25 protein-coding genes are annotated in these 25,990 nt (G+C 73.8%); 10 read left to right on the plus strand and 15 right to left on the minus strand.

What is annotated here, in order from left to right; genetic code table 11:
* Window positions 1-20: 20 nt before the first annotated feature.
* Window positions 21-494: a universal stress protein gene (locus tag Saso_RS27640; protein WP_189924301.1), complete on the plus strand. Its 474-nt coding sequence runs from the start codon at window positions 21-23 to the stop codon at window positions 492-494.
* A gap of 38 nt (window positions 495-532) precedes the next feature.
* Here the strand turns inward: Saso_RS27640 and Saso_RS27645 are convergent, their stop codons facing one another.
* The gene (locus Saso_RS27645; RefSeq protein ID WP_189924299.1) at window positions 533-1,684 is read right to left on the minus strand and encodes a CapA family protein; all 1,152 of its coding nucleotides are present in this window, start codon (window positions 1,682-1,684) and stop codon (window positions 533-535) included.
* 222 nt (window positions 1,685-1,906) lie between these two features.
* Between Saso_RS27645 and Saso_RS27650 the strand changes: the two genes are divergently transcribed.
* From Saso_RS27650 to Saso_RS27660, 3 genes are all read left to right on the plus strand, one after another.
* Window positions 1,907-2,455: a sigma-70 family RNA polymerase sigma factor gene (locus tag Saso_RS27650; RefSeq protein ID WP_189924297.1), complete on the plus strand. Its 549-nt coding sequence runs from the start codon at window positions 1,907-1,909 to the stop codon at window positions 2,453-2,455.
* A gap of 158 nt (window positions 2,456-2,613) precedes the next feature.
* Window positions 2,614-3,126 (plus strand): hypothetical protein, encoded by a 513-nt coding sequence (locus Saso_RS27655; RefSeq protein WP_189924295.1) that lies wholly within the window; start codon window positions 2,614-2,616, stop codon window positions 3,124-3,126.
* 141 nt (window positions 3,127-3,267) lie between these two features.
* Window positions 3,268-3,945, plus strand: a complete 678-nt coding sequence (locus Saso_RS27660; RefSeq protein ID WP_189924293.1) for a zf-HC2 domain-containing protein — start codon at window positions 3,268-3,270, stop codon at window positions 3,943-3,945.
* A 232-nt stretch (window positions 3,946-4,177) separates the two neighbouring features.
* Here Saso_RS27660 and Saso_RS27665 read toward each other — a convergent pair whose 3' ends face one another.
* The 3 genes from Saso_RS27665 to Saso_RS27675 form a co-directional block, all read right to left on the minus strand.
* Window positions 4,178-5,041: an Fpg/Nei family DNA glycosylase gene (locus tag Saso_RS27665; RefSeq protein ID WP_189924292.1), complete on the minus strand. Its 864-nt coding sequence runs from the start codon at window positions 5,039-5,041 to the stop codon at window positions 4,178-4,180.
* Window positions 5,042-5,151: 110 nt separating this feature from the next.
* Window positions 5,152-7,260: a SpoIIE family protein phosphatase gene (locus tag Saso_RS27670; protein WP_189924290.1), complete on the minus strand. Its 2,109-nt coding sequence runs from the start codon at window positions 7,258-7,260 to the stop codon at window positions 5,152-5,154.
* A gap of 63 nt (window positions 7,261-7,323) precedes the next feature.
* Window positions 7,324-7,851, minus strand: a complete 528-nt coding sequence (locus Saso_RS27675) for a hypothetical protein (protein WP_189924636.1) — start codon at window positions 7,849-7,851, stop codon at window positions 7,324-7,326.
* Window positions 7,852-8,015: 164 nt separating this feature from the next.
* Here Saso_RS27675 and Saso_RS27680 point away from each other — a divergent pair, with 164 nt between their 5' ends.
* Entirely contained in the window at window positions 8,016-9,437 is a 1,422-nt protein-coding gene (locus tag Saso_RS27680; RefSeq protein ID WP_189924288.1) for a lipase maturation factor family protein, read from the plus strand.
* Here the strand turns inward: Saso_RS27680 and Saso_RS27685 are convergent.
* The 4 genes from Saso_RS27685 to Saso_RS27700 are packed head-to-tail and all read right to left on the minus strand — an operon-like array spanning window position 9,425 to window position 12,292.
* Complete coding sequence (locus tag Saso_RS27685) at window positions 9,425-10,249, minus strand: amidohydrolase family protein (protein ID WP_189924286.1); 825 nt, start codon at window positions 10,247-10,249, stop codon at window positions 9,425-9,427. The genes Saso_RS27680 and Saso_RS27685 overlap by 13 nt on opposite strands.
* A complete protein-coding gene (locus tag Saso_RS27690) occupies window positions 10,246-10,560 on the minus strand; it encodes an L-rhamnose mutarotase (RefSeq protein WP_189924284.1) in 315 nt (104 codons plus the stop codon). Before Saso_RS27690 ends, Saso_RS27685 begins: the two co-directional genes overlap by 4 nt.
* Window positions 10,557-11,540, minus strand: coding sequence for an aldo/keto reductase (locus Saso_RS27695; protein ID WP_189924282.1), 984 nt, complete (start codon window positions 11,538-11,540; stop codon window positions 10,557-10,559). Before Saso_RS27695 ends, Saso_RS27690 begins: the two co-directional genes overlap by 4 nt.
* The gene (locus Saso_RS27700; protein WP_189924280.1) at window positions 11,537-12,292 is read right to left on the minus strand and encodes an SDR family NAD(P)-dependent oxidoreductase; all 756 of its coding nucleotides are present in this window, start codon (window positions 12,290-12,292) and stop codon (window positions 11,537-11,539) included. The genes Saso_RS27695 and Saso_RS27700 overlap by 4 nt, the downstream gene beginning before the upstream one ends.
* Before the next feature lie 222 nt (window positions 12,293-12,514).
* On the opposite strand from Saso_RS27700, the gene Saso_RS27705 reads away from it, so the two are divergent.
* Both Saso_RS27705 and Saso_RS27710 read left to right on the plus strand, forming a co-directional pair.
* Window positions 12,515-13,231, plus strand: coding sequence for a FadR/GntR family transcriptional regulator (locus tag Saso_RS27705; RefSeq protein WP_189924278.1), 717 nt, complete (start codon window positions 12,515-12,517; stop codon window positions 13,229-13,231).
* 89 nt (window positions 13,232-13,320) lie between these two features.
* The gene (locus Saso_RS27710; protein ID WP_189924276.1) at window positions 13,321-14,664 is read left to right on the plus strand and encodes an amidase; all 1,344 of its coding nucleotides are present in this window, start codon (window positions 13,321-13,323) and stop codon (window positions 14,662-14,664) included.
* A gap of 62 nt (window positions 14,665-14,726) precedes the next feature.
* On the opposite strand, the gene Saso_RS27715 is transcribed toward Saso_RS27710, so the two are convergent.
* A complete protein-coding gene (locus Saso_RS27715) occupies window positions 14,727-14,900 on the minus strand; it encodes a hypothetical protein (RefSeq protein ID WP_189924274.1) in 174 nt (57 codons plus the stop codon).
* A gap of 481 nt (window positions 14,901-15,381) precedes the next feature.
* Here Saso_RS27715 and Saso_RS27720 point away from each other — a divergent pair, with 481 nt between their 5' ends.
* On the plus strand, window positions 15,382-15,831 hold the full coding sequence (locus Saso_RS27720; RefSeq protein ID WP_189924272.1) for an inositol oxygenase family protein: 450 nt from the start codon (window positions 15,382-15,384) through the stop codon (window positions 15,829-15,831).
* Window positions 15,832-15,856: 25 nt separating this feature from the next.
* Window positions 15,857-16,615 carry an SDR family oxidoreductase gene (locus tag Saso_RS27725; RefSeq protein WP_189924270.1) on the plus strand — a complete coding sequence of 253 codons (759 nt, stop codon included), beginning with the start codon at window positions 15,857-15,859 and terminating at the stop codon, window positions 16,613-16,615.
* A gap of 112 nt (window positions 16,616-16,727) precedes the next feature.
* Here Saso_RS27725 and Saso_RS27730 read toward each other — a convergent pair whose 3' ends face one another.
* The 5 genes from Saso_RS27730 to Saso_RS27750 all read right to left on the minus strand — a co-directional run bounded on the left by Saso_RS27730 (window position 16,728) and on the right by Saso_RS27750 (window position 23,039).
* Window positions 16,728-18,236, minus strand: a complete 1,509-nt coding sequence (locus Saso_RS27730) for an SDR family NAD(P)-dependent oxidoreductase (protein ID WP_189924268.1) — start codon at window positions 18,234-18,236, stop codon at window positions 16,728-16,730.
* Between the two features lie 103 nt (window positions 18,237-18,339).
* Window positions 18,340-19,698: a wax ester/triacylglycerol synthase family O-acyltransferase gene (locus Saso_RS27735; protein ID WP_189924266.1), complete on the minus strand. Its 1,359-nt coding sequence runs from the start codon at window positions 19,696-19,698 to the stop codon at window positions 18,340-18,342.
* A 103-nt stretch (window positions 19,699-19,801) separates the two neighbouring features.
* The gene (glgC, locus tag Saso_RS27740) at window positions 19,802-21,022 is read right to left on the minus strand and encodes a glucose-1-phosphate adenylyltransferase (protein WP_189924264.1); all 1,221 of its coding nucleotides are present in this window, start codon (window positions 21,020-21,022) and stop codon (window positions 19,802-19,804) included.
* 50 nt (window positions 21,023-21,072) lie between these two features.
* A complete protein-coding gene (gene glgA / locus Saso_RS27745; RefSeq protein WP_189924262.1) occupies window positions 21,073-22,233 on the minus strand; it encodes a glycogen synthase in 1,161 nt (386 codons plus the stop codon).
* 38 nt (window positions 22,234-22,271) lie between these two features.
* Window positions 22,272-23,039, minus strand: coding sequence for a (2Fe-2S)-binding protein (locus Saso_RS27750; protein WP_189924610.1), 768 nt, complete (start codon window positions 23,037-23,039; stop codon window positions 22,272-22,274).
* A 228-nt stretch (window positions 23,040-23,267) separates the two neighbouring features.
* On the opposite strand from Saso_RS27750, the gene Saso_RS27755 reads away from it, so the two are divergent.
* Complete coding sequence (locus Saso_RS27755) at window positions 23,268-24,641, plus strand: DMT family transporter (protein WP_189924260.1); 1,374 nt, start codon at window positions 23,268-23,270, stop codon at window positions 24,639-24,641.
* Here the strand turns inward: Saso_RS27755 and Saso_RS27760 are convergent.
* On the minus strand, window positions 24,631-25,911 hold the full coding sequence (locus tag Saso_RS27760) for a transglycosylase family protein (protein WP_189924258.1): 1,281 nt from the start codon (window positions 25,909-25,911) through the stop codon (window positions 24,631-24,633). The two genes, Saso_RS27755 and Saso_RS27760, sit on opposite strands and share 11 nt — an antisense overlap.
* Between the last annotated feature and the right edge of the window lie 79 nt (window positions 25,912-25,990).

Here is a 25,990-nt window from a genome sequence, read left to right on the forward strand (position 1 = left end):
CTTCCGATAGCCTCTGGCCCGTGACGGAACAGCACTCGCAGCAGCCAGCACACCGGTTCGAGCGCGGGACGGACGGACCGAAGGTCATTCTGGTCGGCGTGGACGGCTCCGACTCCTCGCTGCGGGCCGCGGCCTACGCCGGTGGCCTGGCCCGGCGCCAGCACGCGCTGCTCGCCGTGGTGTACGTCCAGCCGGTGCTCGCGGCGGGCGCGGCCCTCGGGGTGCCGGTCGCGGAGACGACCGACGAGATCGCCGAGGGCCTAGTGGCGCAGATCCGCGAGGCCACCGAGCGCACGCGGGGGATATTCGACGTGCGCTGGGAGTTCCACACCTTCCGCGGCGACCCCTACGGCGGCCTCGTCAAGGCGGCGGAGCAGCTGACGGCCGACGCCGTGGTGGTCGGCGCCTCCGAGCAGGCCGGCCACCGCATCGTGGGCTCGGTCGCGGTACGCCTGGTCAAGGCGGGCCGCTGGCCGGTGACGGTGGTCCCCTGACCCGGACTCCCGGACCCCCGAGCCCCCGAGCCCCCGGGTCAGGGGGCCGTGGTCAGGCCGCTCTTGGCGGCGCCCCGGCCGAGAACCACCTGCCTGATGCGGTCCCGGGCCCCCGCGACGCCCGCGCCGCGGGCGAGGGCCTGGTCCAGGTCGACCACCCGGCCCGCGTCGATGTCGAACATCTGCGGGACGAACCGGGCCTCGCGGACCTCCCAGCGGCCACCGGGCCGGCTCGGCCGGGCGAAGGTGAAGCGGGCGGCGGTGGACTGGTTGACGCGCGGGTCCCGGACGCCCTGTCCGTCCGGCGTCTCCCCCGCGATCTGGTCGCCCAGGCCGTAGACGACCCAGGTGCCGTCGACCTTCTCGTAGGCCTGGGGGACGTGGGAGCCGGTGCCGAGGATCAGGTCGACGTCGGGGCGGCCCGCGGTGCGGGAGGCGGTGAGGGTGCGGGCCAGGGCGAGCTGCCGCTCGTCCGGCGCGTCCTGCCCCGCGGTGCCCCAGTGCAGGGAGACGACCACCACGTCGGCGCCCGCCTTGCGGGCGGCCTTGGCGTCGGCGAGGACCCTGGCTCCGTCCAGCAGGCCGACGGCCCAGGGCTGCCCCTGCGGGACCGGCCGGCCGCCGACGCCGTCGGTGTAGGCGAGATGGGCGACCTTCGCGGGGCCCGCCCGCAGGAGGGTGACCGAGTTGCCCTCGGCCTCGGTGCGGGCGGTGCCCGCGTGCCGCAGACCGGCGCCGTCGAGGACGTCGAGGGTGCGCTGCACCCCGGCGGGGCCGTCGTCCAGGCTGTGGTCGGAGGCGGTGGCGCAGCCGTCGTAGCCGGTGGCGGCGAGGGCCGCGGCGATCTCCGGCGGCGACTTCAGGTCGGGATAGCCGGTGTAGTCGCCGTTCGCGCCGTACACGGTGTCCAGGTGGCACAGCGACAGATCGGCGCCGGAGACGAGGGGTTCCGCGCCCGCGAGCATCGGGCGGAAGTCGTAGCCGGCGCCCCCGGCGTCGAAGCGGGCACGCTCGACGACACCGGCGTACGGACGGATCTCACCGGTGGCGACGAGGCTGAAGCCGCGGGCGGCGGGCGGCGCCGGGCGGCCGTGGCTCCCGGCCGGCCCGTCGTCGTGGGCCTGGCAGGCGGCGGCCGAGGCGAGCAGGGCCGTCAGGGCCCAGGCCACCTGATGTCTGCGAGCGATCACCGGGTCACCCCCGTTCCCGCGCTTTGTCATATCTGCTCATGTATGAGTACTAGTCCATGAGAGACGGCAGCCCGGCCCGGCACTCCCTTCGTCCAGGGCCGATGCCCGCGATCGGCGTAGCCGGGACCGTTCGTCGGACCGTTCGTCGACGCGATCGACCGTCCGTCGCAGACCCGTGTGCGCGACCTGTCCCGAACCGGCGCACTGCGGTGCCATACGCCCATGACCGCCGGAACCACCCTCGACGCCCGCACGACGACCGCCGAACACGAACTCGCCGCTCTCCAGCGCGAGCACGGCCGACCGCTCTTCGCGCTGCTGCTGAGGCTGTGCGACGGCGATCGCCAGCGCGCCGAGGACCTCGTCCAGGAGACCCTCGTACGGGCCTGGCAGCATCCCGAGGCCCTGCGCGCCGACACCTTCGACTCCGTCCGGCCGTGGCTGCTCACGGTCGGCCGGCGACTCGCCATCGACGCGCGGCGGGCCCGGCAGGCACGGCCCGCGGAGGTCGGCGACGCCGTCCTGGAGAACGCGCCCGTGTGCGCCGACCACGCCGAGCGGGCGGCCGCCGCCCTCGATGTGCGCGAGGCTGTGAAGACACTCACCCCGGAGCACCGTGATGTCCTGGTGCTGGTGTATTTCCAGGGGGCCAGTGTGGCGGAGGCCGCCGAAACCCTCGGGATCCCGACCGGTACCGTGAAGTCCCGCGCGTACTACGCGCTGCGCGCCCTGCGCCGAGTGCTTCCCGGATACGCGGCCGACCTGCACTGAAACCAACAGCTGGGTCAAGCCTCCGTAAAGCGCCTTGCCTGGGACCCCCTTGGGGTAATCGGGTGTCCTTATCCGTGTTCCGGACGGGGCCCGGTGACCGGGGCCCCCGCGTCCCGGCAACGGGCGAGCGCGCAAGCACCGGAGGAAGGCAGGAAGGGATGCTGCACAGAGGTCACCAGAGCACGGACGGCACCGGCGGCGGTGAACTGACCGTCCCCATGGCCTGGTTGTACGCCGAGTACATCGCCGACGAACTGCTGCGGACCGGCGATCTGATGCCGCCGACGTCCTTCGAGTTCCGCGCCGGGCGCGATGCCCTGGCGCTCACCATCTTCCTGTCCGACACGGACGGCGAACTGCCCGGCATCCGGGTCGTCACTCAGCTGGAGACCTGGCTTTCGCTCACGGCGTACGACCAGCCGTGGCAGGACTGGGTCGCGGAACGTATGTCTCAACTGAGGGCCGAGGCCGCCCGGTCGGACGGACCGGCTCCCGATCTCGACCTGGCGGCCGCGGCCTGGCGCTGGCTGGAGGAGACGGAGCTGCTCGCCCCCGATCTGAACGCGGTGCCCGGCGGCGCGGCGGCCGGAGAGGACGACGGACCCGAGGTCTGGACGCCCGCCTGGCAGCTCGGACTGCCTCTCGGCCATCTGGCGATTCATCTTTTTTAGATTCACACCAATCCGCGGGCCGGACCGCTCCGAACATCTGGGTCACGATTCGGTACGTGGCTTGAGTGATTCGTCGGCCGGGTGCGTACCGGTGGGAGCAACGAGTAACCCCACTGGCACTCAACGGCACGAGGTTTCGGCATGAGGTCCCTGGAAAGGCATCGCGACGTCGGCGCGTACGCGCTCGGCGTGCTGGACGAAACGGAAGCCTTCCGCTTCGAGGACCACCTCATGGAGTGTCCTCAATGCGCGGCGCAGGTAACCGAGTTCGGCCCCACCGCCCGGCAGATGATGCTCTACCGGCGCGCCACCCCGCGCGCCGTCCACCCCTTCGCGGGCCCCGGCCCGCAGCTGCTCGACCGGCTGCTCGCCGAGGTGGCGACCCGGCACCGGGCCGTGCGCCGGCGGGTGCTCTACGCCGTGGCCGCCTCCGTGGTGGTCGCGCTGGCCGGTCCGGTGATCGCCCTGATGGCGGGCGGCGCCGACGCGGACGAGCGCGCCGTACGGGTGACCGCCACGGACGAGAAGTCCGGGGTGTGGGCGCAGGTCACCACCGAGGACGAGGCCTGGGGCAGCCATGTGGAGCTCGAGGTGAAGGACGGGGCCGGCCCCCGCTCCTGCCGGCTGATCGCCGTCGGCCGCGACGGCTCCGAGCAGACGGTCACCAGCTGGACCGTGCCCAAGCACGACGCACGCCCCAACACCGTGCAGGGGGCCGCGGCCTGGCACCCCGACGAGATCCTGCGCTACGAGCTGCGCACCTCGGCCGGTGAGCACCTGGTGACGCTCGAGTCCCACCAGGGGGTGTCTGCCAAATGAGCGCGGGTGAAGGAGCGGCGTCTGGTGCGTGCGATCGCAAGGCGCCGGAGCGCCCTCGTGGCGGAGCCACGTGGGGGGTTCGGCAACGCGGCGAGCGTGCGTGCCAGACGCCGCGACGCCGCGGGCATTTGTCAGACACCCCCTAGGACCGCCGGAGTGGGTTCAGGTCACTCCGGCGCCGACGAGGGGCGCGCGTGCCGGGCGCCCCGGGCCGGCCGGATCACCGGCCGGGCTACTTCAGCAACCGCGACATCCTGCGGTCCGCCAGCGGCTTCCCGCCCGTCTGGCAGGTCGGGCAGTACTGGAGCGAGGAGTCGCTGAAGGAGACCTCGCGGACCAGGTCGCCGCACACCGGGCAGGGCTCGCCGGTGCGGCCGTGCACCCGCAGGCCGCTCTTCTTCTCGGCCTTGAGACGTCCCGCGGCCAGGCCCCGTGAACGCTCGACCGCCTCCGTGAGCGTCGTGCGCAGGGCCTCGTAGAGGGTGTGGGTCTCCTCGGGCGTCAGCGAGGACGCCAGTTTGAACGGCGACATCCCCGCCGCGTGCAGGATCTCGTCGCTGTACGCGTTGCCGACGCCCGCGATCAGCCCCTGGTCGCGCAGGGCGCCCTTCAGCCGGCGCCGTTCCCCCGCGAGCAGCGCGGCGAAGCGGGCCTCGTCGAAGTCGTCCGCGAGCGGATCGGGTCCGAGCCGGGCGATTCCCGGCACCTGCCCCGGGTCGTCGACGACGTAGACCGCGAGCCGCTTCTGGGTGCCGGCCTCCGTCAGGTCGAAGCCCTCCCCCGTCTCCAGCGCGACGCGCAGGGCGAGGGGTCCCTTGCCGGGGCGGGGCGGGCCGTCCGGGAGCCGGTCCTTCCAGTGCAGCCAGCCCGCGCGGGCCAGGTGGATGACGAGGTGCGGGCCGTCGCCGGTCGCGAGGTCCAGGAACTTGCCGTGCCGGTGCACGGCGGTGACCCGCCGCCCCTCCAGCGCGGTGAGGGGCGGGTCGTACGTCTTCAGCACGCTGACGGCCGCGGGCAGCACCCGGACGATCTCGTGACCGACGAGGTGTCCGGTCAGGAAGTCCTTGAGCGCTTCGACCTCGGGGAGCTCCGGCATACGTCCAGAGTGCCATCCGGCACCGGAGTACTCAGCCCGGCCCGGTGCCGCTCGGTAGCGCTCGGCTCGGCTCGGTGCCGCTCGGCTCGGCCCGGTGCCGCTCGCTCGGGTCAGCTCTGTTCCGGCATCACGAACTCGCACCACACGCACTTGCCGCCGCCCCGCGCCTCCACGCCCCACTCGTCGGCGAGCAGGTCCACCAGCATCAGACCGCGTCCGGAGACCCCCGACTCACCCGCCTCCCGGCGGCGCGGGAGGGCGCTGGAGGAGTCCTCCACCTCGACGCGCAGCCGGTGCTCGGTGCCGGTGAGCACCCGCAGGGTGACGATCGCGGCCCCCTCGGTGTGCATCAGCGCGTTGGTGATGAGTTCGTCCGCGACGAGCTCGATCTCGTCGGACCGGTCCCGGGCGCCCCAGGTGCGGACGGCCGCGCGGATCATGTGCCGGGCCTCGCTGAGGGCCTCCGGGTCACCGGGCGCCACGTGCTGCTGGAGGCGGCTGCCGGCCTGGGGGCCGTCGGGGCCGCGCCGGCGCAGGAGCAGCAGGGCGACGTCGTCGTCCCCGCCGCGCTCCTCGGCGACCTCGATGAGCTGGTCGGCGAGTCTGCGGACGTCCTCGGGGCCCGCGGCGATCATCGCGGCCAGGGCGCGCATCCCGTCGTCGAGGTCCGCGCCGGGCTGCTCGACCAGGCCGTCGGTGCACAGCAGCAGCGTGTGCCCGGGGTCCAGCTCGACGGTGCCGACCGGGTAGTCGAGGCTGCCGAACTCCGCGGACAGGCCGAGCGGCAGCCCGCCGGGCACCCGCAGGCGCCGGCAGGTCCCGTCGGGCCCGCGCAACAGGGGGTCGATGTGCCCGGCGCGGACCACCTGGACGACGCCGGTGGACAGGTCCGCCTCGGCGTACAGACACGTGGCGAAGCGGTCGGTGTCGAGTTCGTACAGGAAGACGGAGGCCCGGGCCATCACGGTGGCCGGGGTGTGGCCCTCGGCCGCGTAGGCCCGCAGCACGATGCGCAGCTGGCCCATGACGGCCGCCGCGTGCGTGTCGTGGCCCTGGACGTCACCGATGACGGCGCCGACCCGGCCCGCCCCCGAGGGGGTCCCGCCGCCGGGGAGCGGGATCAGGTCGTACCAGTCGCCGCCGATGTCCCGGCCCGGCGATCCGCCGATGGTCGCCGCCCGGTAGCGGACGGCGACGTCGGCGCCGGCCACGCTGGGGATGGTGCGCGGCAGCATGGCCTGTTGGAGGCCCTGCGCGATGTCCTTCTCCTGCTCGTAGAACATCGCCCGTTGGAGGCTCTGCGCGATGCTGCTGCCCAGGGCGACGAGGATGTTGCGGTCCTCCGGGGAGAAGCCCCTGCGGTCGCTGTAGAGCAGGCCCATCGCGCCGATCGGGCGGGCCTGCACGATGAGCGGCAGATAGGCGGCCGAGGTGATCTTCAGATCGGTGAGGTGCGGCCACAGGACGGGGTAGTCGGCCGCGAACTCCTCCGGCGACTCGATGAACCGCGGGGTGAGGGTCCGCACGACCTCGCTCATCGGGTACGGCTCGTCGATGCGGGTGACCAGGGTGCCGGGCACGAAGCTGCCCTCGGGTCCCTCGGCGATCAGCCGGATGCGGCCGGCCTCGACGAGTCCCATGACCAGGCTGGTCGCCCCCAGGTGGGTGAGGCCCTGGGTGTCCTTGAGGACGTCGATGACGTCGTGCACGGTCCGGGCGTGCGCGAGCGCCGCGGTGGTGAGCTGGACGACGTTGGTCTGCTCGCGGCGGGCGTCGTCGAGGTCGGGCTCGTCGCGGCGGGCGGCCAGGTCGTGGAGTTCGTCGGTCGCGTCGCGCACGATGCCGACGATGCGGCGGGGGCGGCCTGTCCCGTCCCGGCGGATGTAGCCCTGGGTGTGGGTCCAGCGCAGGGTGCCGTCGCGCAGCCGCAGCCGGAAGTAGGCGCCGTAGTTCTCGCTGCCGTCCTTGATCGCCTGGGAGACCATCTCGTCCAGGCGGATGGCCTCGGACGGCGGGACGCGGACGGCGAGGGCGGCGGGGTCGCCGTCGTATTCGTCGGGCCGCAGGTCGAAGATCTCGTGGGCCCGCGCGTCCATGTGGAACCGGCCCGAGTCCAGGTCCCAGTCGAAGCTGCCCATGCGGTTGAGAGCCAGGATCGGATCCGGGTGGGCGGGCCAGTCACTCGGGAACGACAGGGCGCTCGCTCCCCGATCAACCATGGGGCCACCTTGCCAGGGTTTGCCCGATTCTTCGACCGGGGAGCGGGGGTTGCGGGGGCGCGGTCAGCCCGGCAGGACGTCGACGGGGCCGCCGATGACGCTGCCGGACGGGGCCGGCGTGTCGGACTCGTCGGGTCCGTCGGGGACGAGTCCGCCCCCGTCGGGCAGGTCGGGCACCTCGGGGACGGTGGCGGGTCCGATCTCGTTCGGGTCGATGCCGCGGTCGAGGTCGGAGCCGGCGCCCTCGTCGGTGTCCTGCCCGTCCTGCGGGCCGGGTGCTTCGTCCGGTTCAGGGAGCGCGACCGGGCCGGCTTCCGCCGCCGTGCGGGCGGCGATCGCGCTGCCGGTGACCCCGCGACCGCCCCCGCCCGCGGCGGAGCCCGGGAGGGAGCCGGGGCCGGGGCCGGCCCGGTCGGAGTCCGCGAAAAGGGCGCCGAAGGGGTCGCCGGAGACGACCCGGCCCTCGGCCGCCGGCAGGACGGTGTCCGCGTCCGGCCTCGTGATCCCCTCTCCCGCACCGCCGCGTCCGGCGACGAGGAACGCCGCCGAGAGCGCGCATGCGGTGAGGAGGGTGGCAGTGGGTAGTCGCACCACGTTCTCCGCATCGTCCGAACCATCCCCCTGAGGTGATTCGCCACTATTGTCTGCTTCACCCGGCATCGTCACGCAACCGGAGGACGTGGACACGCACGGTGAGCGGCGACCCGGGCGCCCGACCCGACGGGACCCGGGGAGAAGAAGAGGAGCACCGCGCTGTGGACTGGTTCACCGCACCCGAGTACTGGGCGAGCCGACTGGTCTTCCAGCGGGCCCTGGCCGGCGTCTACCTGGTCGCGTTCCTGACCGCGGCCCTCCAGTTCAGGCCGTTGCTCGGCGAGCGGGGGATGCTGCCGGTGCCGCGTTTCGTCGAGCGGGTGCCCTTCCGGCGGGCGCCCAGCCTGTTCCAGCTGCGCTACTCCGACCGTCTGTTCGCCCTCTGCGCCTGGACCGGCTGCGCGGTGTCCGGGGCGCTGATCGCCGGCCTGGACGGGCTGCTGCCCCTCGGGGCGGCGATGGCCCTGTGGCTGGTGCCGTGGGCGCTGTACCTGTCCATCGTCAACGTGGGCCAGACCTGGTACGGGTTCGGCTGGGAGTCCCTGCTGTTGGAGACGGGCTTCCTCGCGGTGTTCCTCGGCAACGACGAGGTGGCCCCGCCCGTCCTCGTGCTGCTCCTGCTGCGCTGGTTGCTGTTCCGCGTCGAGTTCGGCGCCGGCCTGATCAAGATGCGGGGCGACGCCTGCTGGCGGAAGCTGACGTGCCTCTACCACCACCACGAGACCCAGCCGATGCCCGGCCCGCTCAGCTGGTTCTTCCACCGGCTGCCCCGGCCGCTGCACCGCGTCGAGGCGGCGGCCAACCACTTCACCCAACTCGTGGTGCCGTTCCTGCTGTTCACCCCACAGCCGATCGCCACCGCCGCCGCCTCCCTGATGATCCTGACCCAGCTCTGGCTGATCCTGTCGGGCAACTTCGCCTGGCTGAACTGGATCACGGTCGTCCTGGCGGTACCCGCGCTCGGCCTCCCCGGCGGCCGGCACACGGCTGCGGACACCCCGCTCTGGTACGAGGTGGTGGTGCTCGCGGCCGTCGCGCTGCTGCTGTTCCTCAGCTACCACCCGGTGGTCAACATGCTCTCCCGCCGCCAGGTGATGAACCGCTCCTTCGATCCGCTGCACCTGGTCAACACCTACGGCGCGTTCGGCAGCGTGAGCCGGATCCGCTACGAGGTGATCGTCGAGGGCACGCTCGACGAGGTGCCGCGCGAGGACTCCGACTGGCGCGAGTACGAGTTCAAGGGCAAGCCGGGCGATCCCCGGCACTGGCCGCGCCAGTTCGCCCCCTACCATCTGCGCCTGGACTGGGTGATGTGGTTCGCCGCCCTCTCGCCCGCCTACGCCGGGGCGTGGTTCGCCGCCCTGGTCGAACGGCTCCTGGAGAACGACCGCGACACCCTCCGGCTGCTGCGCCGCTCCCCCTTCCCGCCCGACGAGCCCCCGCGCCACATCCGCGCCCGGCTCTTCCGCTACCGCTGCACGACCTGGCGGGAGCTGCGCGAGACGGGCGCGTACTGGCAGCGGACGTACGTGCGGGAATACCTGCCGCCGACCCGGCTCGCGGGCACCGCTCAGAGGCCGTAGACCCGCACCGCGGTGCCCTCGAAGACCTCCGCGTGCGTCTGCGGGCCGGTGAGCTCCCTCGCGAGGTCCAGCACCTCGCCGTAGGAGACGAGGGGCGTGCAGACCGGCCAGTCGGAGCCGAACATCAGCCGGGCCGGCCCGAAGGCCTCCAGGACGGTGTCCGCGTACGGGCGGAGGTCGCCGGCGGTCCAGTACGCGGGGTCCGCCTCGGTGACCAGCCCGGAGAGCTTGCAGACCGTGTTGGGCAGCGCCGCGAGCGCCCGTACGCCGGACGCCCAGGGTTCCCGCGCGCCGGACGCGATCGGCGGTTTGCCCGCGTGGTCCAGGACGAAGGTGAGCCCGGGCAGCGAGGCGGCCGCCTCGACGCAGGCGGGGAGCTGGTGGGACCGCACCACCAGGTCGAAGACGAGCCCGGCGGCGGCGACGGCGGCCAGACCACGGCCCACGTCCGCCCGTAGCAGCCACCGCGGGTCCGGCTCGCCCTGGACCTGGTGCCGGATGCCCTTGAGGTGACGGCCACCGGGCAGCTCGCGCAGCCGGGCCAGTTCGTCGGCGACGTCCGGGCGGGTGAGGTCGGTCCAGCCGACGACCCCCGCGACCAGGTCGTGCGCGTCGGCCAGGGCGAGGAGTTCGGGGGTCTCCTCGGCGACGGTGACCGTCTGGACGACGACCGTGCGGTCGACCCCGCTCGCGCGGGCCCGCGGTGCGAGGTCGGCGACGGTGAAGTCCCGCCGCAGCGGGCTCCCTTCGGCGATCCAGTCCTGGTCGCGCACCGCGAGCTCCCACACGTGGTGGTGCGCGTCGACGGTCACGGCAGCTCCCACACGACGGGCAGGCCGGCGCCCGCTCCCGCGGCGGAGTAGTCGTGCGCCACCTCCAGCAGCTCGGCCATCCGCGCCTGCCACACGGTGTTCACCGGCAGCTTCTCCAGCTCGGCGAGGAGGCGGGCGTAGTCCTCGCACTCGAGAACGTGGAACAGGTCCGCGCCGCTGCGCCAGATGGTCCACGAGGTGGCCCCGGCGGCGCGGATGGCGTCCGTCAGTTCCCCGGGGACCTCGCGGTGCGCGGCCTCGTACGCGTCGACGCGGTCGGCACGGACCCTGGTGTGCAGGGCGACCCTCATGACGGCTCCCGAGGTGACGGCTCCCTCGCGGGAAGCAGACCGGTGTCCCGCAGTTCCTGCCAGAAGGCGGCGGGGACGGGCACGGCGAACTGCGCCGCGCAGTCCCGCACTTCGGCCGCCGAGCGGGCGCCGACCAGGACGCTCGCGACGGCCGGGTGGGCAGCGCAGAAGGCCAGGGCCGCGGCCCGCAGGGTGATGCCGTGCCGCGCGGCGGTCTCCTTCAGCCGCAGCGCGCGTTCCAGCAGTGCGGCGGGCGCCCGCGCGTAGTCGAAGGTGGCGTCCGGCCGGGGGTCGGCGAGCAGGCCGGAGTTGAAGGCGCCCCCGACGACCACCGACACCCCCCGCTCCGCCGCGGCGGGCAGCAGGCCGGCCCCGGCGCGCTGGTCGAGCAGGGTGTACCGGCCCGCGCACAGGACGACGTCGACGTCGGTGTCCCGTACGAAGCGCGTGAGCATCTCCGCCTGGTTCATCCCGGCGCCGATCGCGCCGACGACGCCTTCCGCGCGCAGCTTCTCCAGCGCCGGGTAGCCCTCCCGGAAGGCCTGCTCGGCATGGTCGTCGGGATCGTGGAGGTAGACGACGTCCACCCGGTCGAGACCGAGCCGTTCCAGGCTCGCGTCCAGGGAGCGCCGTACGCCGTCGGCGCTGAAGTCCCAGACGCGGCGGTGGGTGGCGGGGACCGCGAAGCCGTCGGCCAGGTCGTCGCCGGCCCGCTCGTCCGGCACCAGGAGGCGGCCCACCTTGGTGGAGACGGTGTACCGCCCGCGGGGGTGCTCGCGCAGGGCGGCGCCGAGACGGCGTTCGGACAGGCCGAGGCCGTAGTGCGGCGCGGTGTCGAAGTAGCGGATGCCCTGCTGCCAGGCGGCGGTCACCGCCTCGTGGGTCTGCTCCTCGCCGACCTCGGTGAAGAGGTTGCCGATGACGGCGGCGCCGAAGGCGAGGGGGCTGACCGGGACCGCGCTGCGCCCGAGCGCGTTCACCGCTGCACCGGTCGCAGCCGCAGGCCCTGCATCCCGCCGTCGACGGCGAGCGAGGTACCGGTGGTGGCGCCGGACAGGGGGCTCGCCAGATAGGCGATCGCGCCGGCGACCTCGGCGGCGCCGACCAGCCGGCCGGTGGGCTGACGGGCCTCCAGGGCGGCGCGTTCGGCGGCGGGGTCCTCGGCGGTGTCGAGCAGTCTGCCGACCCACGGGGTGTCCGCCGTCCCAGGGTTGACGCAGTTCACGCGGATGCCCTCGCGGACGTGGTCGGCGGCCATGGCGAGGGTCAGGGAGTACACCGCGCCCTTGGTGGCGCTGTAGAGCGCGCGCTGCGGAAGCCCGGCGGAAGCGGCGATCGAGCAGGTGTTGACGACGGAGGCGTGCGGGGAACGCCTCAGGTGCGGCAGGGCGGCGCGGGCCGTGCGGACCATGCCGAAGACGTTGACGTCGAAGACCCGGTGCCATGCGGCGTCGTCGTTGTCCTCGACCGTCCCCTGGGCGCCGATGCCCGCGTTGTTGACCAGGACGTCCAGCCCACCGAGGGCGGCGACCGCGGCCTCGACCGCCGCCCGTACGGACGCGTCGTCGGTGACGTCGGCGCGAAGACCGAGCAGCGGCTCGCCGACGCCGGACGGGTCGAGGTCGAGGACGGCGACCCGGGCGCCGCGCTCGGCCAGGAGCTCCGCGGTCGCCCGGCCGATACCGGAGGCGCCCCCCGTCACCAGGGCCCTCAGCCCTTCGAAGTCGCTCACGCCGCCTTCTCCTTCCGGATGTCGGGTCGGCGGTCCGGACGTCGCCGCCGGGTACGGGTACCGCGAGGACGATCTGTCGGGGTCCGTGGCCGCCGCCGAATATTTATCAGACCACTTCCGCTCCGCGACACCCCCCGGGTAGCTTTTCGGCAGGTTCACCGCTCAAGTGGTCCGACCACACCGGGTGGCCGGACCGCGGCGCACCGCCGACAGGAGGGCCACGTGGAAGACTCCCCGCGCACCGGGGCCGCCGCAGCGAAGGGCACGGTGACGCAGCGCGCCATCGAGCGGATCAAGGCGATGATCACCGACGGAACGCTGGAGCCCGGCCAGCGGCTGCCGACCGAGCGTGATCTCGCGGCCCAGCTGGGCATCTCCCGCAGCTCGATGCGCGAGGCGATCCGGGCGCTCACGGTGCTCGGGGTGCTGGAGGCCCGGCACGGCTCCGGGATCTACGTGACCGCGCTGCGGGCGGGCGACCTGCTGGAGACCTTCGGGGTGGTGGCCGACCTGTCGCGCGGCCCTCGGCTGGTCGAACTCCTGGAGGTGCGGCGGATCCTGGAGTCGACGGCCACCGCGCTGGCGGCGGCCCGCATCACGCCCGCCGAACTGGCCGCCGTCGAGGGGCACCTGGCGGCGATGAACGCGACGGACGACCCGGAGGAGATCCTCGCGCACGACCTGGAGTTCCACCGGGTGATCGCGGCGGCCGCCGGCAACGAGACGATGGCGGCGATCCTGGAGGGACTGTCCTCGCGCACCTTCCGGGCCCGGGTCTGGCGCGGTTACCGGGAGGTGGGCGCGTTCGCCCGTACCCGCCGCGAGCACACCGCGATCCACCGCGCCCTGGCCGCCCGCGACCCGGAGGCGGCCAGGGCGGCGGCGGCCGCCCACGTCGGCGAGGTCGAGGAGTGGCTGCGTGCGCAAGTGGGTTCCTGAGCCGCTGCCGCCTCTCGACGCGGGCCCCCCGGCGGGGCAGAGTTCTCCCTGTACTCACCAGTAGTGCACGCACACCGAGGGAGCTGCCTGTGACCAGCTGGGCCGGCCGGACCGCCGCCGAGATCGCCGCCGCCGTCCGCGCGAAGGAGGTCACGCCGCGCGAGGTGGTGGCGGAGCATCTCGCGCGGATCGAGCGGCTGGACGGCCGGATCGGAGCCTTCCGCACGGTGCGGGCCCGGGCGGCCCTCGCGGAGGCGGAGGCACTGGCCGCCCGCGAGGACCTGGACTCCCTCCCGCTGGCCGGGGTGCCGGTGGCGGTGAAGGACAACCTCGCCGTGCGCGGCGAGTCGACCCGGGTCGGTTCGGCCGCCACGCCGGAGACCCCGGCCGAGGACGATCATGTGACGGTGGCCCGGCTGCGGGCGGCCGGCGCGGTGGTGGTCGGTCTGACCAACGTGCCGGAGCTCTGCGTCTTCGGCACCACCGAGGGCGTGCACGGCACCGCCCGCAACCCGTGGGACACCTCGCGCACGGCGGGTGGTTCGTCGGGCGGCAGCGCGGCCGCGGTCGCCGCCGGCATGGTGCCGATCGCGCTCGGCAACGACGGCATGGGGTCGCTGCGCATCCCGGCGGCCAACTGCGGTCTGGTCACCCTCAAGCCGGGCCACGGGGTGGTGCCGGCCGGGATCGGCGAGGGCGACTGGTTCGGGATGTCGGAGAACGGCCCGCTGGCGACGACCGTCGAGGACACCCGGCTGATGCTGGCGGTCCTCGCCGGCTCCGAGGTCGCCGCGCCCGCGGAGCCGGGCGCGCTGAAGATCGCCGTCTCCGTGCGCAGCCCGCTGGCGGGGGTCACGGTGAGCGCACCGTTCCGGGACGCGGCGCGGGACGCGGCCGGGGTGCTGGTCCGGGCCGGGCACCATGTGGAGCGGGCCGAGCCGCCCTATCCGCTGTCGCTGGGCGTCACCTCGCTCGCGCACTGGACGGCGGGCACGGCCGTGGACGCGGCGGACCTGGATCCCCGTCTGCTGACCCGGCGCACCCGGGTGCACGCGGCGATCGGCCGGCGTTTCGTGTCCGGGGTGCGCAGCAGCCCGGCACGCGATGCGCTGCGCCGGCGTCTCGAGCCGTTCTTCGGGGAGTACGACGTGCTGCTCACCCCGGCACTGGCCCGCCGGTCGCCCCGGTCGGTGGCGTGGCACGAGCGGGGCTGGCTGCGCAATGTGCTGGTGAACACCAACTACTCACCGCTGACCCCGCCGTGGAACCTGACCGGCTGGCCGGCGATGGCCGTGCCCTTCGGCACGCTGCCGTCCGGGGCGCCCGCCTCGGTGCAGCTGGTGAGCCGGCCCGGAAGGGAGTCCGAACTGCTGCGGCTGGCGGGGCAGTTGGAGCAGCTGCGGCCGTGGCGCCGGACGGCTCCGCTCGACTGAGCGCGGCGGCGGGCCGGCACGGGCGTACCTGACGCACACCCGTGCGGTCCGGCGCGGGCGGCTCAGTCCACGCTGGGCAGGATGTGGGGCTCGGCGAGATCCTCCTCGTAGCCCGCCAGACGGATGGGGGCGGAGCGGGCCCACACGTCGAGGCTGCCGATCTCGCCGGGCCGGCGGCCGGCCCGTTCCAGGCGTTCCTTGGGGCGTTGCTCGCGATTCGTCTTCTCCGGTGTCACCGCGCACTCCTTATGTGTCGGGTCACCCTCGGGGCGTGCCGCCAGTCTGCGGTCCGGCGCCTGACATTCCCTCGGGTCTTGCTCAAGTCGGTCGAGGACGCGGTGGCGCCGGCAACTCCTGGGAGGGCGAGCCGTTGTGGGCGGCTGGTCCCATGACGGACGGTGGGTGTGGGTGGCACTCCGTACTGCTGTCCGTCGGTACAGGGTAACCAAATGAGCGGGTGGCCGCTCGATAGCGCTGAAAATTTGGGGTAACCATGGCAAGTCACCCACATGTCCTCGCAAGTGAATTGAACCCTTTTGCACCCTCATGCACCTTCTGAGTTCACCCGTTCGGGGGACGCAGCCCGGCGTGGCGCACTCCCGGGACGGTGCCTGCGCCGGTGGTTGCGCCGCGCAGTTCAGGTGCCGTTCGTCCGGTCGCAAGCCGGCCGTGCTCTGCTGGCGTCCGGCAACGGCGGTCTCGCGGAAGGGCTGACGCATGCGGCTGCGCAGTGTCGAGGAGCTGATGGACCTGCTGTACGCCTGCCGGGGCGTGCGGGACCCGACGGCCCACGGCGGGCCGGGCGTCGACCTGCACGACCACGCGCTCCAGACGGCCGCGCTGCTGCGCCGGAGCCGTCCCGCCGACAAGGAACTCCAGCTCACCGGACTGGTCCACCCGGTCGGCCGACTGCTGAGTCCCGGCGACGCCGCGCCCCGGCCGCAGCGGGTCGCCGACGCCGTACGGCCCCTGCTGGGCCCGCGTGTCTCCCGCCTGGTGTCCCTGCACCCCTGGCACGGCGCCACCCCCGACGACGACCTGCTCAGCCTGCGCCAGGCCGACGAGGACGGCCGGGTGCCGGGCGCCGACGCGGGTGTGCTCGAGGACTGGCGCACCGTGCTGGAGCTGATCGCGGCCCGCACCTCACGTCTCGGGGCTGTTGACTGACGGCTCGTCATGAGACGGTACGCCGATGACGCCGTCGTACGGGTTGCGGGGCAGGGCCGCCGTCGTCACCGGGGCGACGCGCGGGATCGGCCTGGCCGTGGCGCGGGCGCTCGCCGACGCCGGGGCACGGGTGTGCGTGAGCGCGCGGGACGCGGAGGGGGTGCGCCGCGCGGCCCGGGAGCTGGACGGCGTGGGGCTGGCGGGCGACGTCGGGGACCCCGGGCATCCCGGGGAGCTGACCCGGCTGTGCCTGGACTCCTTCGGGCGGATGGACATCCTGGTCAACAACGCGGCGACGAACCAGCCCTACGGACCGCTCATGGACGCCGATCCGCTCGTCTGGCGGGAGGCGTTCGCGGTGAACGTCGAGGCGCCGCTCCGACTGGTGCAGTGCGCCTGGCGGGGCTGGATGCGCGAGCACGGCGGCACCGTGGTCAACGTGTGCACGGAGGGCGCAGGACACGTCGGCCCGGACGTCGGCGCCTACGGCACCAGCAAGGCGGCCCTGCTGCACCTCACCCGGCAGCTGGCGGGTGAGCTGGGCCCCCGGGTGCGGGTGAACTCCGTCTCCCCCGGCCTGGTACGGACGCGGATGGCCCGGTTCGTCTGGGAGCCGGGGGAAGCGGAGATCGCGCGGGGGCTGCCGCTCGGCAGGATCGGGGAGCCGCGGGACGTGGCGGGGGCGGTGCTCTGGCTGTGCTCCGACGCGGCGGAGTGGATCACGGGCGCGGACCTGCTCGTCGACGGCGGCACATCCGTACGCCGGGCCCGGCGCGCCACCTGAGCGGGCACGGGTCCGGCGCGCCATGAGCGGGCACGGGCCGGGGGTCGCGCCGGTGCGGGCACGACGGCCCGCACCCACGGCGGCCCCTACCGGAGCGGCGGACCGCCCGCGCCTACCACTTGCCGGGCGCGTAGTCCTTGAGGAACACCCCGTACAGGTCCTCGCCCTGCTCGCCGCGCACGATCGGGTCGTAGACCCGGGCCGCGCCGTCGACCAGGTCGAGCGGGGCGTGGAAGCCCTCCTCGGCGAGGCGCAGCTTGTCGAAGTGCGGGCGCTCGTCGGTGATCCAGCCGGTGTCGACCGAGGTCATGAGGATGCCGTCGCTCTGGAACATCTCCTGGGCGCTGGTGCGCGTCACCATGTTCATCGCGGCCTTGGCGGCGTTGGTGTTCGGGTGGCCCGCGCCCTTGTAGCCACGGCCGAAGACACCCTCCATCGCCGAGACGTTCACGACGTACGCGCGTCCGCTCGCCGCCTTCTTGGCGGCCTCGGCCATCGCCGGGCGCAGCGCGCTGATCAGGATGAAGGGCGCCGTGTAGTTGCACAGCTGGGTCTCGAGGAGCTCCACCGGGGAGATCTGCTCGATGGTCTGCACCCAGGTGTTGCTGTCGACGACGTCGGGGACCAGACCGCCGGCGTCGATGGCGGTGCCGTCGAGGTGCCGGGCGATGCTGGCGTTGCCCGCGACCAGGGCGAGGTCGGCGACCTGCTGGGCGTCCGGGCCGCCGGTGCCCAGGGGCAGCGCGGCGAGTCCGTCGACCGCGCCGGAGCCGAAGGCGCCGATGACGTGGTGGGCGGGCAGCTCACCGGCGGGCAGCGGGGCGTTCTCGCCGCCGACGAGCGCGGCGTAGGCGGAGGGCAGACGGCGGACGGTCTGCGTCGCGTTGTTCACGAGGATGTCGAGCGGGCCCGCGTCGGCGACGCGCTCGGCGAGCGAGACGGCCTGCGCCGGGTCGCGCAGGTCGATGCCGACGATCTCCAGCCGGTGCAGCCAGTCGGACGAGTCGTCCATGGCCTTGAAGCGGCGGATGGCGTCCTTGGGGAAGCGCGTGGTGACGGTCGTGTGGGCCCCGTCGCGCAGCAGCCGCAGGGCGATGTACATGCCGATCTTGGCGCGGCCGCCGGTGAGCAGCGCGCGCTTGCCGGTGAGGTCCGCGCGGGCGTCACGGCGGGAGCGGTTCTCGGCGGCGCAGTCCGGGCAGAGCTGGTGGTAGAAGTAGTCGACCTCGACGTACCGGTTCTTGCAGGTGTAGCAGGAGCGCGGGCGCTGGAGTATTCCCGCGATCCGGCCCTCCTCGGTGGCCGAGGACGGCAGGATGCCCTCGGTCTCGTCGTCGATGCGCTGGGCGGAGCCGGTCGCGGTGGCCTCGGTGACCGCCTTGTCGTGGGCGGTCTTGGCGGCCCGGCGGTCCTGGCGGCGGCGCTGCTTGACGGTGCGGTAGATCCCGGCGGTGGCCCGGCGCACGGTGATCGCGTCGGGGTGGTCGACGTCCAACCGGTCGAGCTCGTCCAGCACGGCGAGGCAGACGGCGAGCCGCTCCGGGTCGATACCGGGGCCGTGCACGACCTCGTCCACGACCTCCTGCGTGATCGCCGCCGAGCCGTCCTCTGTCACCGTCATCGCGCTGCCGCTTCCCTGATCACCCGTGCGGCGCTCCGACCGAGTCCGCTGCTGAAGGGTGAATTTTACGGAGCGCCGGGCCCGTCCTCCAAACCCGTTCCCGTCAAGAGCCGCAGGCCGTGATGAGCGTCTCCACCTCGGCGGTCAGGGCCCGCGCGAACCGGTCGAGGTCGGGCACCGCCTCGGCGTCGGCGACGAGCCCGTAGTGCACCCCGCCGCGGTAGGTAGAGACGGCCACCGCCAGGGCCTGGCCGCGGGCGAGCGGAGCGTAGGGGAAGACCTCGGTCACCGGGTTCCCGCCGAGCTTCAGGCCGAGGCTGGGCAGCGGCACGCTGGTGACGAGGATGTCGAACCAGAGCCGGGCGGCCTGGCTGACCAGCGGGCCGCCCAGCCGGTGGCCGAGGGCCGGGACGTGGTCGGCGAGCAGGGCGACGGCGCCGGCGCCCCGGCCGGGCCCGGCGTCCTTGTTGCGGTCCATGGCGGCACGGACCGTGCCGAGGCGGCGCAGCGGGTCCGGGTCGTCGACCGGGAGCCGCATGAGGTACCCGGAGAGCCGGTTGCCCTGGGGGTGGGCGGTGCGCGGGCGGCGCTTGGAGACGGGGATGAGCGCGCGCGGCACGACGCCCTCGCTGCCGTCGCCGCGTTCGTCGAGCCAGCGGCGCAGCGCCCCGGCGACGACCGCGATCAGCACGTCGTTGACGGTGCCGCCGGCGACCTTGCGGATGCGGTGCACGTCGTCGAGGTCGATGACGACACCGGCGGTGCGGCGGGTGCCGGTGGGCGCCGCGGTGAGGGCGGGGGTGGGCCGCATGCCCAGGGTGTGCACGGCGACGGAGGCGCCGATGTCGAGGGCGCGGCCCACGTCGGAGACGGCCCCGCGCAGCAGGTCGGGCAGCCGGCGCACCTGCGGGAGGCGCCCGCGGGCCGGCTCGGCGGGGCGGGGCCGGGGGGCGGGCAGGTCCATCGGGTCGAGGACGGCCGCGGCCAGGGTCAGCGCGCGCAGCCCGTCGGCGAGGGCGTGGTGGAACTTGAAGAGCACGGCGAAGCCCGCGCCGTCCGCACCGGGCAGGACGTGGGCCTCCCACGGCGGGCGGCCGCGCCGCAGGGGCCGCTCCATGAGCCGGCCGGCCTCCGCCTGGAAGTCGGCGGTGGGCACGTGCAGCGTGACGTGGTGGAGCGGGTCGAAGGCCGGGTCGCTCTCGCGGGTCGCGCCGCCGAAGGCGAGCGAGCGGCGCAGGTCGAAGGGCTCGGCGGGGTCGAAGGGCCGCCACACGTCCCGGATCCGCATGCGCAGTCCGGGGACCGCGGCGGCCCGGGCCGCCAGCAGGTCGGCCGCGTGGGCGGCCGCCGCGGGCGACTGCGCCGTGAACACGCCGAGCGCGCCCAGGTGCATGGGGTGCTCGGCGGACTCGAGGTTCCAGAACGCCAGGTCGAGGGGTGCCAGCAGATCATCAGCAGTCACGGGCTTGCCTCGCGTCGACGAAGGGTGAGGCAAGCAGTCAAGCCGGTCCGGGCGATTACGGTCAAGTACGATCAGGCTACACACAGTTAACAGCGCATTAAGTTCACGACACCAGCTGGCCCTTTCCCAGGGCGATGACGCCGTTCCGGGACACGGTGTACAGCTCCGCGTCGCGCTCCGGGTTCACGCCGATGGTCGCACCCGGCGGGACCTCCACGTTCTTGTCGAGGACCGCCCCGCGCACCACCGCACCCCGTCCGATGTGCACGTTGTCGTGCAGGATCGACCCCTGCACGACCGCTCCCGGGTCGACCACCACACCCGGCGACAGCACCGAGCGGGTGACCTGACCGCGGATCAGGCACCCCGAACTGATGATCGACTCTCCGGCGATGCCGCCCGCGTTGAAACGCGCCGGGGAGAGCTGGCCCGAGTGGGTGTAGATGGGCCAGCTGCGGTTGTACAGGTTGAACGCGGGACGCTCCGCGATCAGGTCCATGTGGGCGTCGTAGTACGCGTCGAGCGTGCCCACGTCCCGCCAGTAGCCCTGGTCGCGCGAGGTCTCACCGGGCACGTGGTTGTCGTGGAAGTCGTAGAGCTGGGCCTCGCCGCGCCGGGTGAGCTGCGGCAGGATCGAGCCGCCCATGTCGTGGACGGAGTCCTCCTCCTCGGAGTCCCGCTGGAGCGCCTCGATGAGCGCCTTGGTGGTGAAGATGTAGTTGCCCATCGACGCGAACACCCGGTCCGGGTCGTCGGCCAGACCGGGCGGGTCGGCGGGCTTCTCCAGGAAGCTCTCGACCGTCAGCCCGTCCGAACCCGGGGTGATCACCCCGAAGGAGGACGACTCGGCACGCGGGACCCGGATCCCCGCCACGGTCACCCCCGCGCCGCTGTCGATGTGCTGGGTCAGCATCTGGCGCGGATCCATGCGGTAGACGTGGTCGGCGCCGAAGACGGCCACGTACTCGGGCCGTTCGTCGTAGATCAGGTTCAGCGACTGGAGGATCGCGTCGGCGCTCCCGAGGTACCAGCGCGGGCCGAGCCGCTGCTGCGCCGGGACCGGGGTGATGTAGTTGCCGAGCAGGCTCGACATCCGCCAGGTGGTGGTGATGTGCCGGTCCAGCGAGTGCGACTTGTACTGCGTCAGCACACAGATGCGCAGGATGTCGGCGTTCACCAGGTTGGACAGCACGAAGTCCACCAGCCGGTACGTGCCACCGAAGGTGACCGCCGGCTTGGCGCGGTCGGCGGTCAGCGGCATCAGCCGTTTCCCCTCACCGCCCGCCAGCACGATCCCGAGCACCGAAGGCCCACCGCGTCGCATGGCCGCTCCCCTCACCCTGGTTGAACCATGGTTGCCCCCGACCGGGGGAACTAAGCCTGTTTGACGATCTCCTCGTAGAGCCGGACCGTACGCCTGGCGACCGCGTCCCAGCCGAACTCCTCGACGGCCCGCGCCCGCCCGGCCGCGCCCATGCGGCGCCCCGTCCCAGGGTCGCCGAGAACCGCGTCCAGCGCACGGCCGAGCTCCGCCTCGAAGACGTCCGCCTCGTCGTCCACGGTCACGAGCGTGCCGGTGACGCCGTCCTCGACGACCTCCGGGATACCGCCGACACGCGAGGCCACGACGGGGGTGCCGCAGGCCATCGCCTCCAGGTTCACGATGCCCAGCGGCTCGTACACCGACGGGCAGACGAAGACGGCGGCGTGCGTGAGGAGCTGGATCACCTCGGGGCGGGGCAGCATCCGCGGGATCCAGTGCACCCCGTCCCGGGCACGGCTCAGCTCCGCGAACAGATCACGGAACTCCCGGTCGATCTCGGGGGTGTCCGGCGCCCCCGCGCAGAGCACGACCTGCGCCGCGGGGTCGATGCCGCGCACGGCGCGCAGCAGGTGGGGCACGCCCTTCTGACGGGTGATGCGGCCGACGAACAGCACGAACGGCCGGTCCGGGTCCAGGCCGATCCGGGTCAGCGCGTCCGTGCCGTGGTCCGGGCGGTACAGGTCGGTGTCGATGCCGTTGTGGACGACGTGGACCCGTTCCGGGGCGAGCGCCGGGTAGCAGGTGAGGATGTCCTCGCGCATCGCGCCCGAGACGGCGACCACCGCGTCGGCCGCCTCCACCGCGGTCCGCTCCGCCCAGCTCGACAGGGCGTAGCCACCGCCCAGCTGCTCGGCCTTCCAGGGCCGCAGCGGCTCCAGCGAGTGCGCCGTCACCACGTGCGGCACGCCGTACAGCTCCTTGGCGAGGTGCCCGGCGAGATTGGCGTACCAGGTGTGCGAGTGGACGAGTTCGCGGCCCTCGAGGGCGGCCGCCATGGCGAGGTCCACGGAGAAGGTGCGCAGCGCGTCGTTGGCTCCGTCGAGCGCGGACCACGGGCGGTGCCGCTGCACCCCGTCGGCGCGGCCCTCGCCCCAGCAGTGCACGTCGAGGTCGACGAGCCGCCGCAGCTCGCGGGCGAGGAACTCCACATGGACCCCGGCCCCGCCGTACACGTCCGGGGGATATTCCCGGGTCAGCAGTCCCACGCGCACCCGCAACCCCCATCTCGGCGACCGGTTCCCTTTCATGGTCACCCAGACGGGGCGCGCGGGGAAGAGCGCGGGGATCGTGTGAAGCAACAGTCGCCGCAGACGCCCCCGCCGGGCACCCGGTAGTACAGACAGCAGCTCCGGCGGCGGAACCCCGTACCGGACGCGGTACCGGTGCCGGTGTCGGCGAGGAGCGGGTGGGTGAACAGCTCCGCGGTGAGGGCACGCGCGCGTGCGGCGACGTCCGGGCGGCCGTGCGTCCGGGCCCATCCGTCCAGCTGACGAGCCGCTCCGGCCAGCGCCGACGCCGCGTTGCCCCGCAGCAGGCCGGGCGCGATCCGGTGCCGGGCGCGCAGCGCCGCGGCGAGCGGCCCGAGGTGCCCGTCCAGGACCGTCGCGGCGACGGCCGCGGCGTCCCCCGGCAGCACCCGGCCCACGGTCAGCCACAGGTCGTCCGGGGCGCTCGCCTCCGGGTCCCAGCGCAGCAGCTCCGGGGCGAGGTCGGGAACGTACCCGTTGAGCGCGGCGCAGCCCAGCGTCACCGACCACAGCCGGGCGGCGAGCCCCTGCTGCGCCACGGAGGCGCCGATCCGGTCCTCGGGGGCGCGCAGGGCTTCGGTGACCTTGCGGACACGGTGGGCCAGCGGGTCCGGGCGCCCGTCGGGCGCCGCAGGTCCGGGGGGCCATGCGTAGGCCAGGGCCAGGGTCGGCAGGGCCCGCGCCGGGTCGGCCGGGCCGGCCGGCAGCGGGCGCAGGGCGAAGAAGGGCCCGAGCGGGCGGAGCGCGTCGAGATCGGGGGCGAGGTCCACGAGGTGCAGTAGTACCAAGGGCGGTAGGGGGCCGGGATCGGGGGGATCCCTGGTCCGTCACCCGCCTGAGGGAGGACACGGGGCCCGCCGTACTCCATCGGCAGTAGGACTTATTGCGTGCTTAGGTACGACGACGGGAACAGATCGACAAGGCATCGTGGTTGTCATGAGAGCCGACCGTTCGCCGCGCCGGGCCCCGCGCCCCCGCCTCACGCAGAGGAGCAGCTCATGAGCGCCCTCGCGTTGTCCGTGGTCCTGTCGCTGGTCTCCGCTGTCGCCTACGCGGGCGGGGCGATCGTGCAGGAGCAGGTGGCGCTGTCCTCGCCGTCCGGGGAGTACGCGCCGCTGCGCCGCCCCGGGTGGTGGGCCGCGGTGGCGATGAACGGGCTCGGCGGACTCCTGCACGTGGTGGCGCTCGCCTACGGTCCTCTCAGCCTGGTCCAGCCGCTGGGCGCGCTGACCATCGTCTTCGCGCTGCCCATGGCGGCGCTCTTCGTCGGCCGCAGGGCCGGGTCGGCGGCCTGGCGGGGGGCCGTCATGGCGACGGTCGGTCTCGCCGGTCTGCTGTCCCTGGTCGGAGCGGCCGACGCGCAGTCGCTGAGCACCCCGCAGCGGATCACCGTGGCCGTGGTCACCGCGGGCGCGGTCGTCGCCCTGATGGTGGCCGGGCGGGCCGCGCACCGGCATCCGGCGGTGCGCAGCATGCTGCTGGCGACCGCGTCCGGCATCGCGTTCGGCATGTCGTCGGTGTTCACCAAGACCGTCGCGGTCGACTGGACCGACGGCGTCTCGGCGGCCGACCTCCCCTCCCTGGCCGTGATCGCCGTCCTGGCCACGGCCGGGATGCTCCTGTCCCAGGCCTCCTACCGGGGCGCGGGCCTCGCGGCCCCGCTGGCCACCCTGACGGTGGTCAACCCGGTGGTGGCGGCCGCGGTCGGCATCACGATGTTCGGCGAGACGTTCCGGTACGGCACGACGGGCACCGTGCTGGCCCTGGGCTGCGGCGTGGTGGCGGCGGGCGGACTCATCCTGCTGACGACCGAGCGCCTCCAGACGGAGCGGCCGGAGCCGGCGACGGCCCCTCTCCCGGCGCCTCGGACCCGGCAGGACGCGGGTACGGCCCCGGCACGGGAGACCGAAGCCGAGGTCTTGGGCGCGCTCGGCGTCGCGGCCGAGGCCCAGAATGCCGATGCCGGTGCCGATGCCGAGAAGAGGGTGGTGGTGGCCTCCGGCAACGGCTTCCCGGAGCAACCGGCCGCGCCGCGACGGCAGGGCGCGCGGTCGGACGCGGCGCCCGCGGTCGGGCCGCCGGAGCGGATCGTCCTGCGGGACCTGCGGCTCACCGAGGCGGCGCTGGAGGACCTGCGGTCGGTCACGGCGGCGCTCGAGGACGTCCGGGCGACGGCCCTCGGCGACGTCCGGCCCGACCGGGTGCGCGAGGAACGGCTCGTCTGCGCACCGGCCGCGGCCGGTGCGGAGGATCGCTTCGAGGAGGGTCCGCCCGGCGCGGACGTTCCCCCGTCCTATTACGCCCGCTTGTACGGAGGTCTGTTCGTCCCGATGCCGGTCGTGGACCGGCACCGGGAGCGGGTCAAATCCTGACGCCGCCGGCGCGCAGGTAGGCCACCGGGTCGATGTCCGTCCCGAAGCCGGGCCCCGTCCGCACCTCGAAGTGCAGATGCGGGCCCGTGCTGTTGCCGGTGGAACCGGACCGGCCGATGCGCTGCCCGGCGCCCACCGACTGCCCGTCCCGTACGGAGATCGCCGACAGGTGGGCGTACTGCGAGTAGCGGCCGTCGGCGTGCCGGACGACCACCTGGTAGCCGAAGGAACCGGCCCAGCCTGCGCTGACCACATGACCCGACGCGACGGCCTTCACGGACGTGCCGGTGGCTACGGGGAAGTCGACTCCGGTGTGGTAGCCCTTCGACCAGGACGAACCGCTCGCGTGGTACGGCGTCCCGGTGGAGGCGCCGACGGGCGCCACGAGGGAGTGCCCGCTCGTCGGCCGGTCGTCGTCCTTGGCCTTGGTGCTCCTGGACGGCTTGCTCTGCTCGGCGCCGCGGGACGTCTTCGGTTTCTGCGTCCGGCTCTGCGTACGGGCCTCGCCGCTGCCCGACGTCACGGGCGAGCCGCCCGCACGGCCTCGGAGACTGAGCCGCTGGCCCGGCAGGATCAGGTCGGGGTCGCCGCCGATGGTCGTCCGGTTCGCGGCGTACAGGCCCCGCCAGCCGCCCCGGACGTCCTCGTCGTCCGCGATGCCCGAGAGGGTGTCGCCCCGGACGACCGTGTACATCTGCGCGGTGCCGGCCCGGGACTGGGGCGTGCTCTGCGGCCGCACGTCGTCCAGGGAGGTCTTGGCCGTCTTCGAGGACACGGGCTTCGAGGCGGACGGCTTCGGGGCGGACCGGGACGTCGACCCGGCGGACCGCTCGGACGACGTCCGGGCGGACTTCGCCGATCCGCCGTCCGGACGGATGTCGGGATTCTCCCCGCCCCGGCTCAGCCCCGCCCGCACCGAGCAGACCGGCCAGGCGCCCGGCCCCTGCCCGTCCAGCACCTTCTCGGCCACGGCGATCTGCTGGTCCCGGGTGGCCAGATCCGCACGGGGCGCGTAGCGCGTGCCGCCGTACGCCTCCCAGGTGGACTGCGTGAACTGGAGCCCGCCGTAGAACCCGTTGCCGCTGTTGATGTCCCAGTCGTTGGTCGACTCGCAGGCCGCGACCTTGTTCCAGGTGTCCACGTCGGCCGCGTGGGCGGTGCCGGTGGCCATGAGCGGCAGCGCCATGCCCGCGCCGCCCGCCGTGACGGTGAGCGATGCGCGGTTGATCCTGTTCGGCTGGTACCGGCGGTGCCGGCCGCGTACGGCCATGGAGGTCCCCCTCGACAGTGCGTCAGGAGGGGCAAAAGTAAGGGCGCCGAACAGGCCATGACAAGACGACAACCGGCCG

It is taken from the genome of Streptomyces asoensis, from assembly GCF_016860545.1.
Taxonomy (GTDB): Bacteria; Actinomycetota; Actinomycetes; order Streptomycetales; family Streptomycetaceae; genus Streptomyces; species Streptomyces asoensis.

What these genes read in the sequence shown, in the direction of transcription:
- Saso_RS27650 (WP_189924297.1), top strand. Translation starts at nt 1,907, where the DNA reads ATGACCGCCGGAACCACCCTCGACGCCCGCACGACGACCGCCGAACAC.
- Saso_RS27655 (WP_189924295.1), top strand. Translation starts at nt 2,614, where the DNA reads ATGCTGCACAGAGGTCACCAGAGCACGGACGGCACCGGCGGCGGTGAA.
- Saso_RS27660 (WP_189924293.1), top strand. Translation starts at nt 3,268, where the DNA reads ATGAGGTCCCTGGAAAGGCATCGCGACGTCGGCGCGTACGCGCTCGGC.
- Saso_RS27665 (WP_189924292.1), bottom strand. Translation starts at nt 5,041, where the DNA reads ATGCCGGAGCTCCCCGAGGTCGAAGCGCTCAAGGACTTCCTGACCGGA.
- Saso_RS27670 (WP_189924290.1), bottom strand. Translation starts at nt 7,260, where the DNA reads ATGGTTGATCGGGGAGCGAGCGCCCTGTCGTTCCCGAGTGACTGGCCC.
- Saso_RS27690 (WP_189924284.1), bottom strand. Translation starts at nt 10,560, where the DNA reads ATGAGGGTCGCCCTGCACACCAGGGTCCGTGCCGACCGCGTCGACGCG.
- Saso_RS27720 (WP_189924272.1), top strand. Translation starts at nt 15,382, where the DNA reads ATGCGGCTGCGCAGTGTCGAGGAGCTGATGGACCTGCTGTACGCCTGC.
- Saso_RS27725 (WP_189924270.1), top strand. Translation starts at nt 15,857, where the DNA reads ATGACGCCGTCGTACGGGTTGCGGGGCAGGGCCGCCGTCGTCACCGGG.
- Saso_RS27730 (WP_189924268.1), bottom strand. Translation starts at nt 18,236, where the DNA reads ATGACGGTGACAGAGGACGGCTCGGCGGCGATCACGCAGGAGGTCGTG.
- glgC (WP_189924264.1), bottom strand. Translation starts at nt 21,022, where the DNA reads ATGCGACGCGGTGGGCCTTCGGTGCTCGGGATCGTGCTGGCGGGCGGT.
- Saso_RS27755 (WP_189924260.1), top strand. Translation starts at nt 23,268, where the DNA reads ATGAGCGCCCTCGCGTTGTCCGTGGTCCTGTCGCTGGTCTCCGCTGTC.
- Saso_RS27760 (WP_189924258.1), bottom strand. Translation starts at nt 25,911, where the DNA reads ATGGCCGTACGCGGCCGGCACCGCCGGTACCAGCCGAACAGGATCAAC.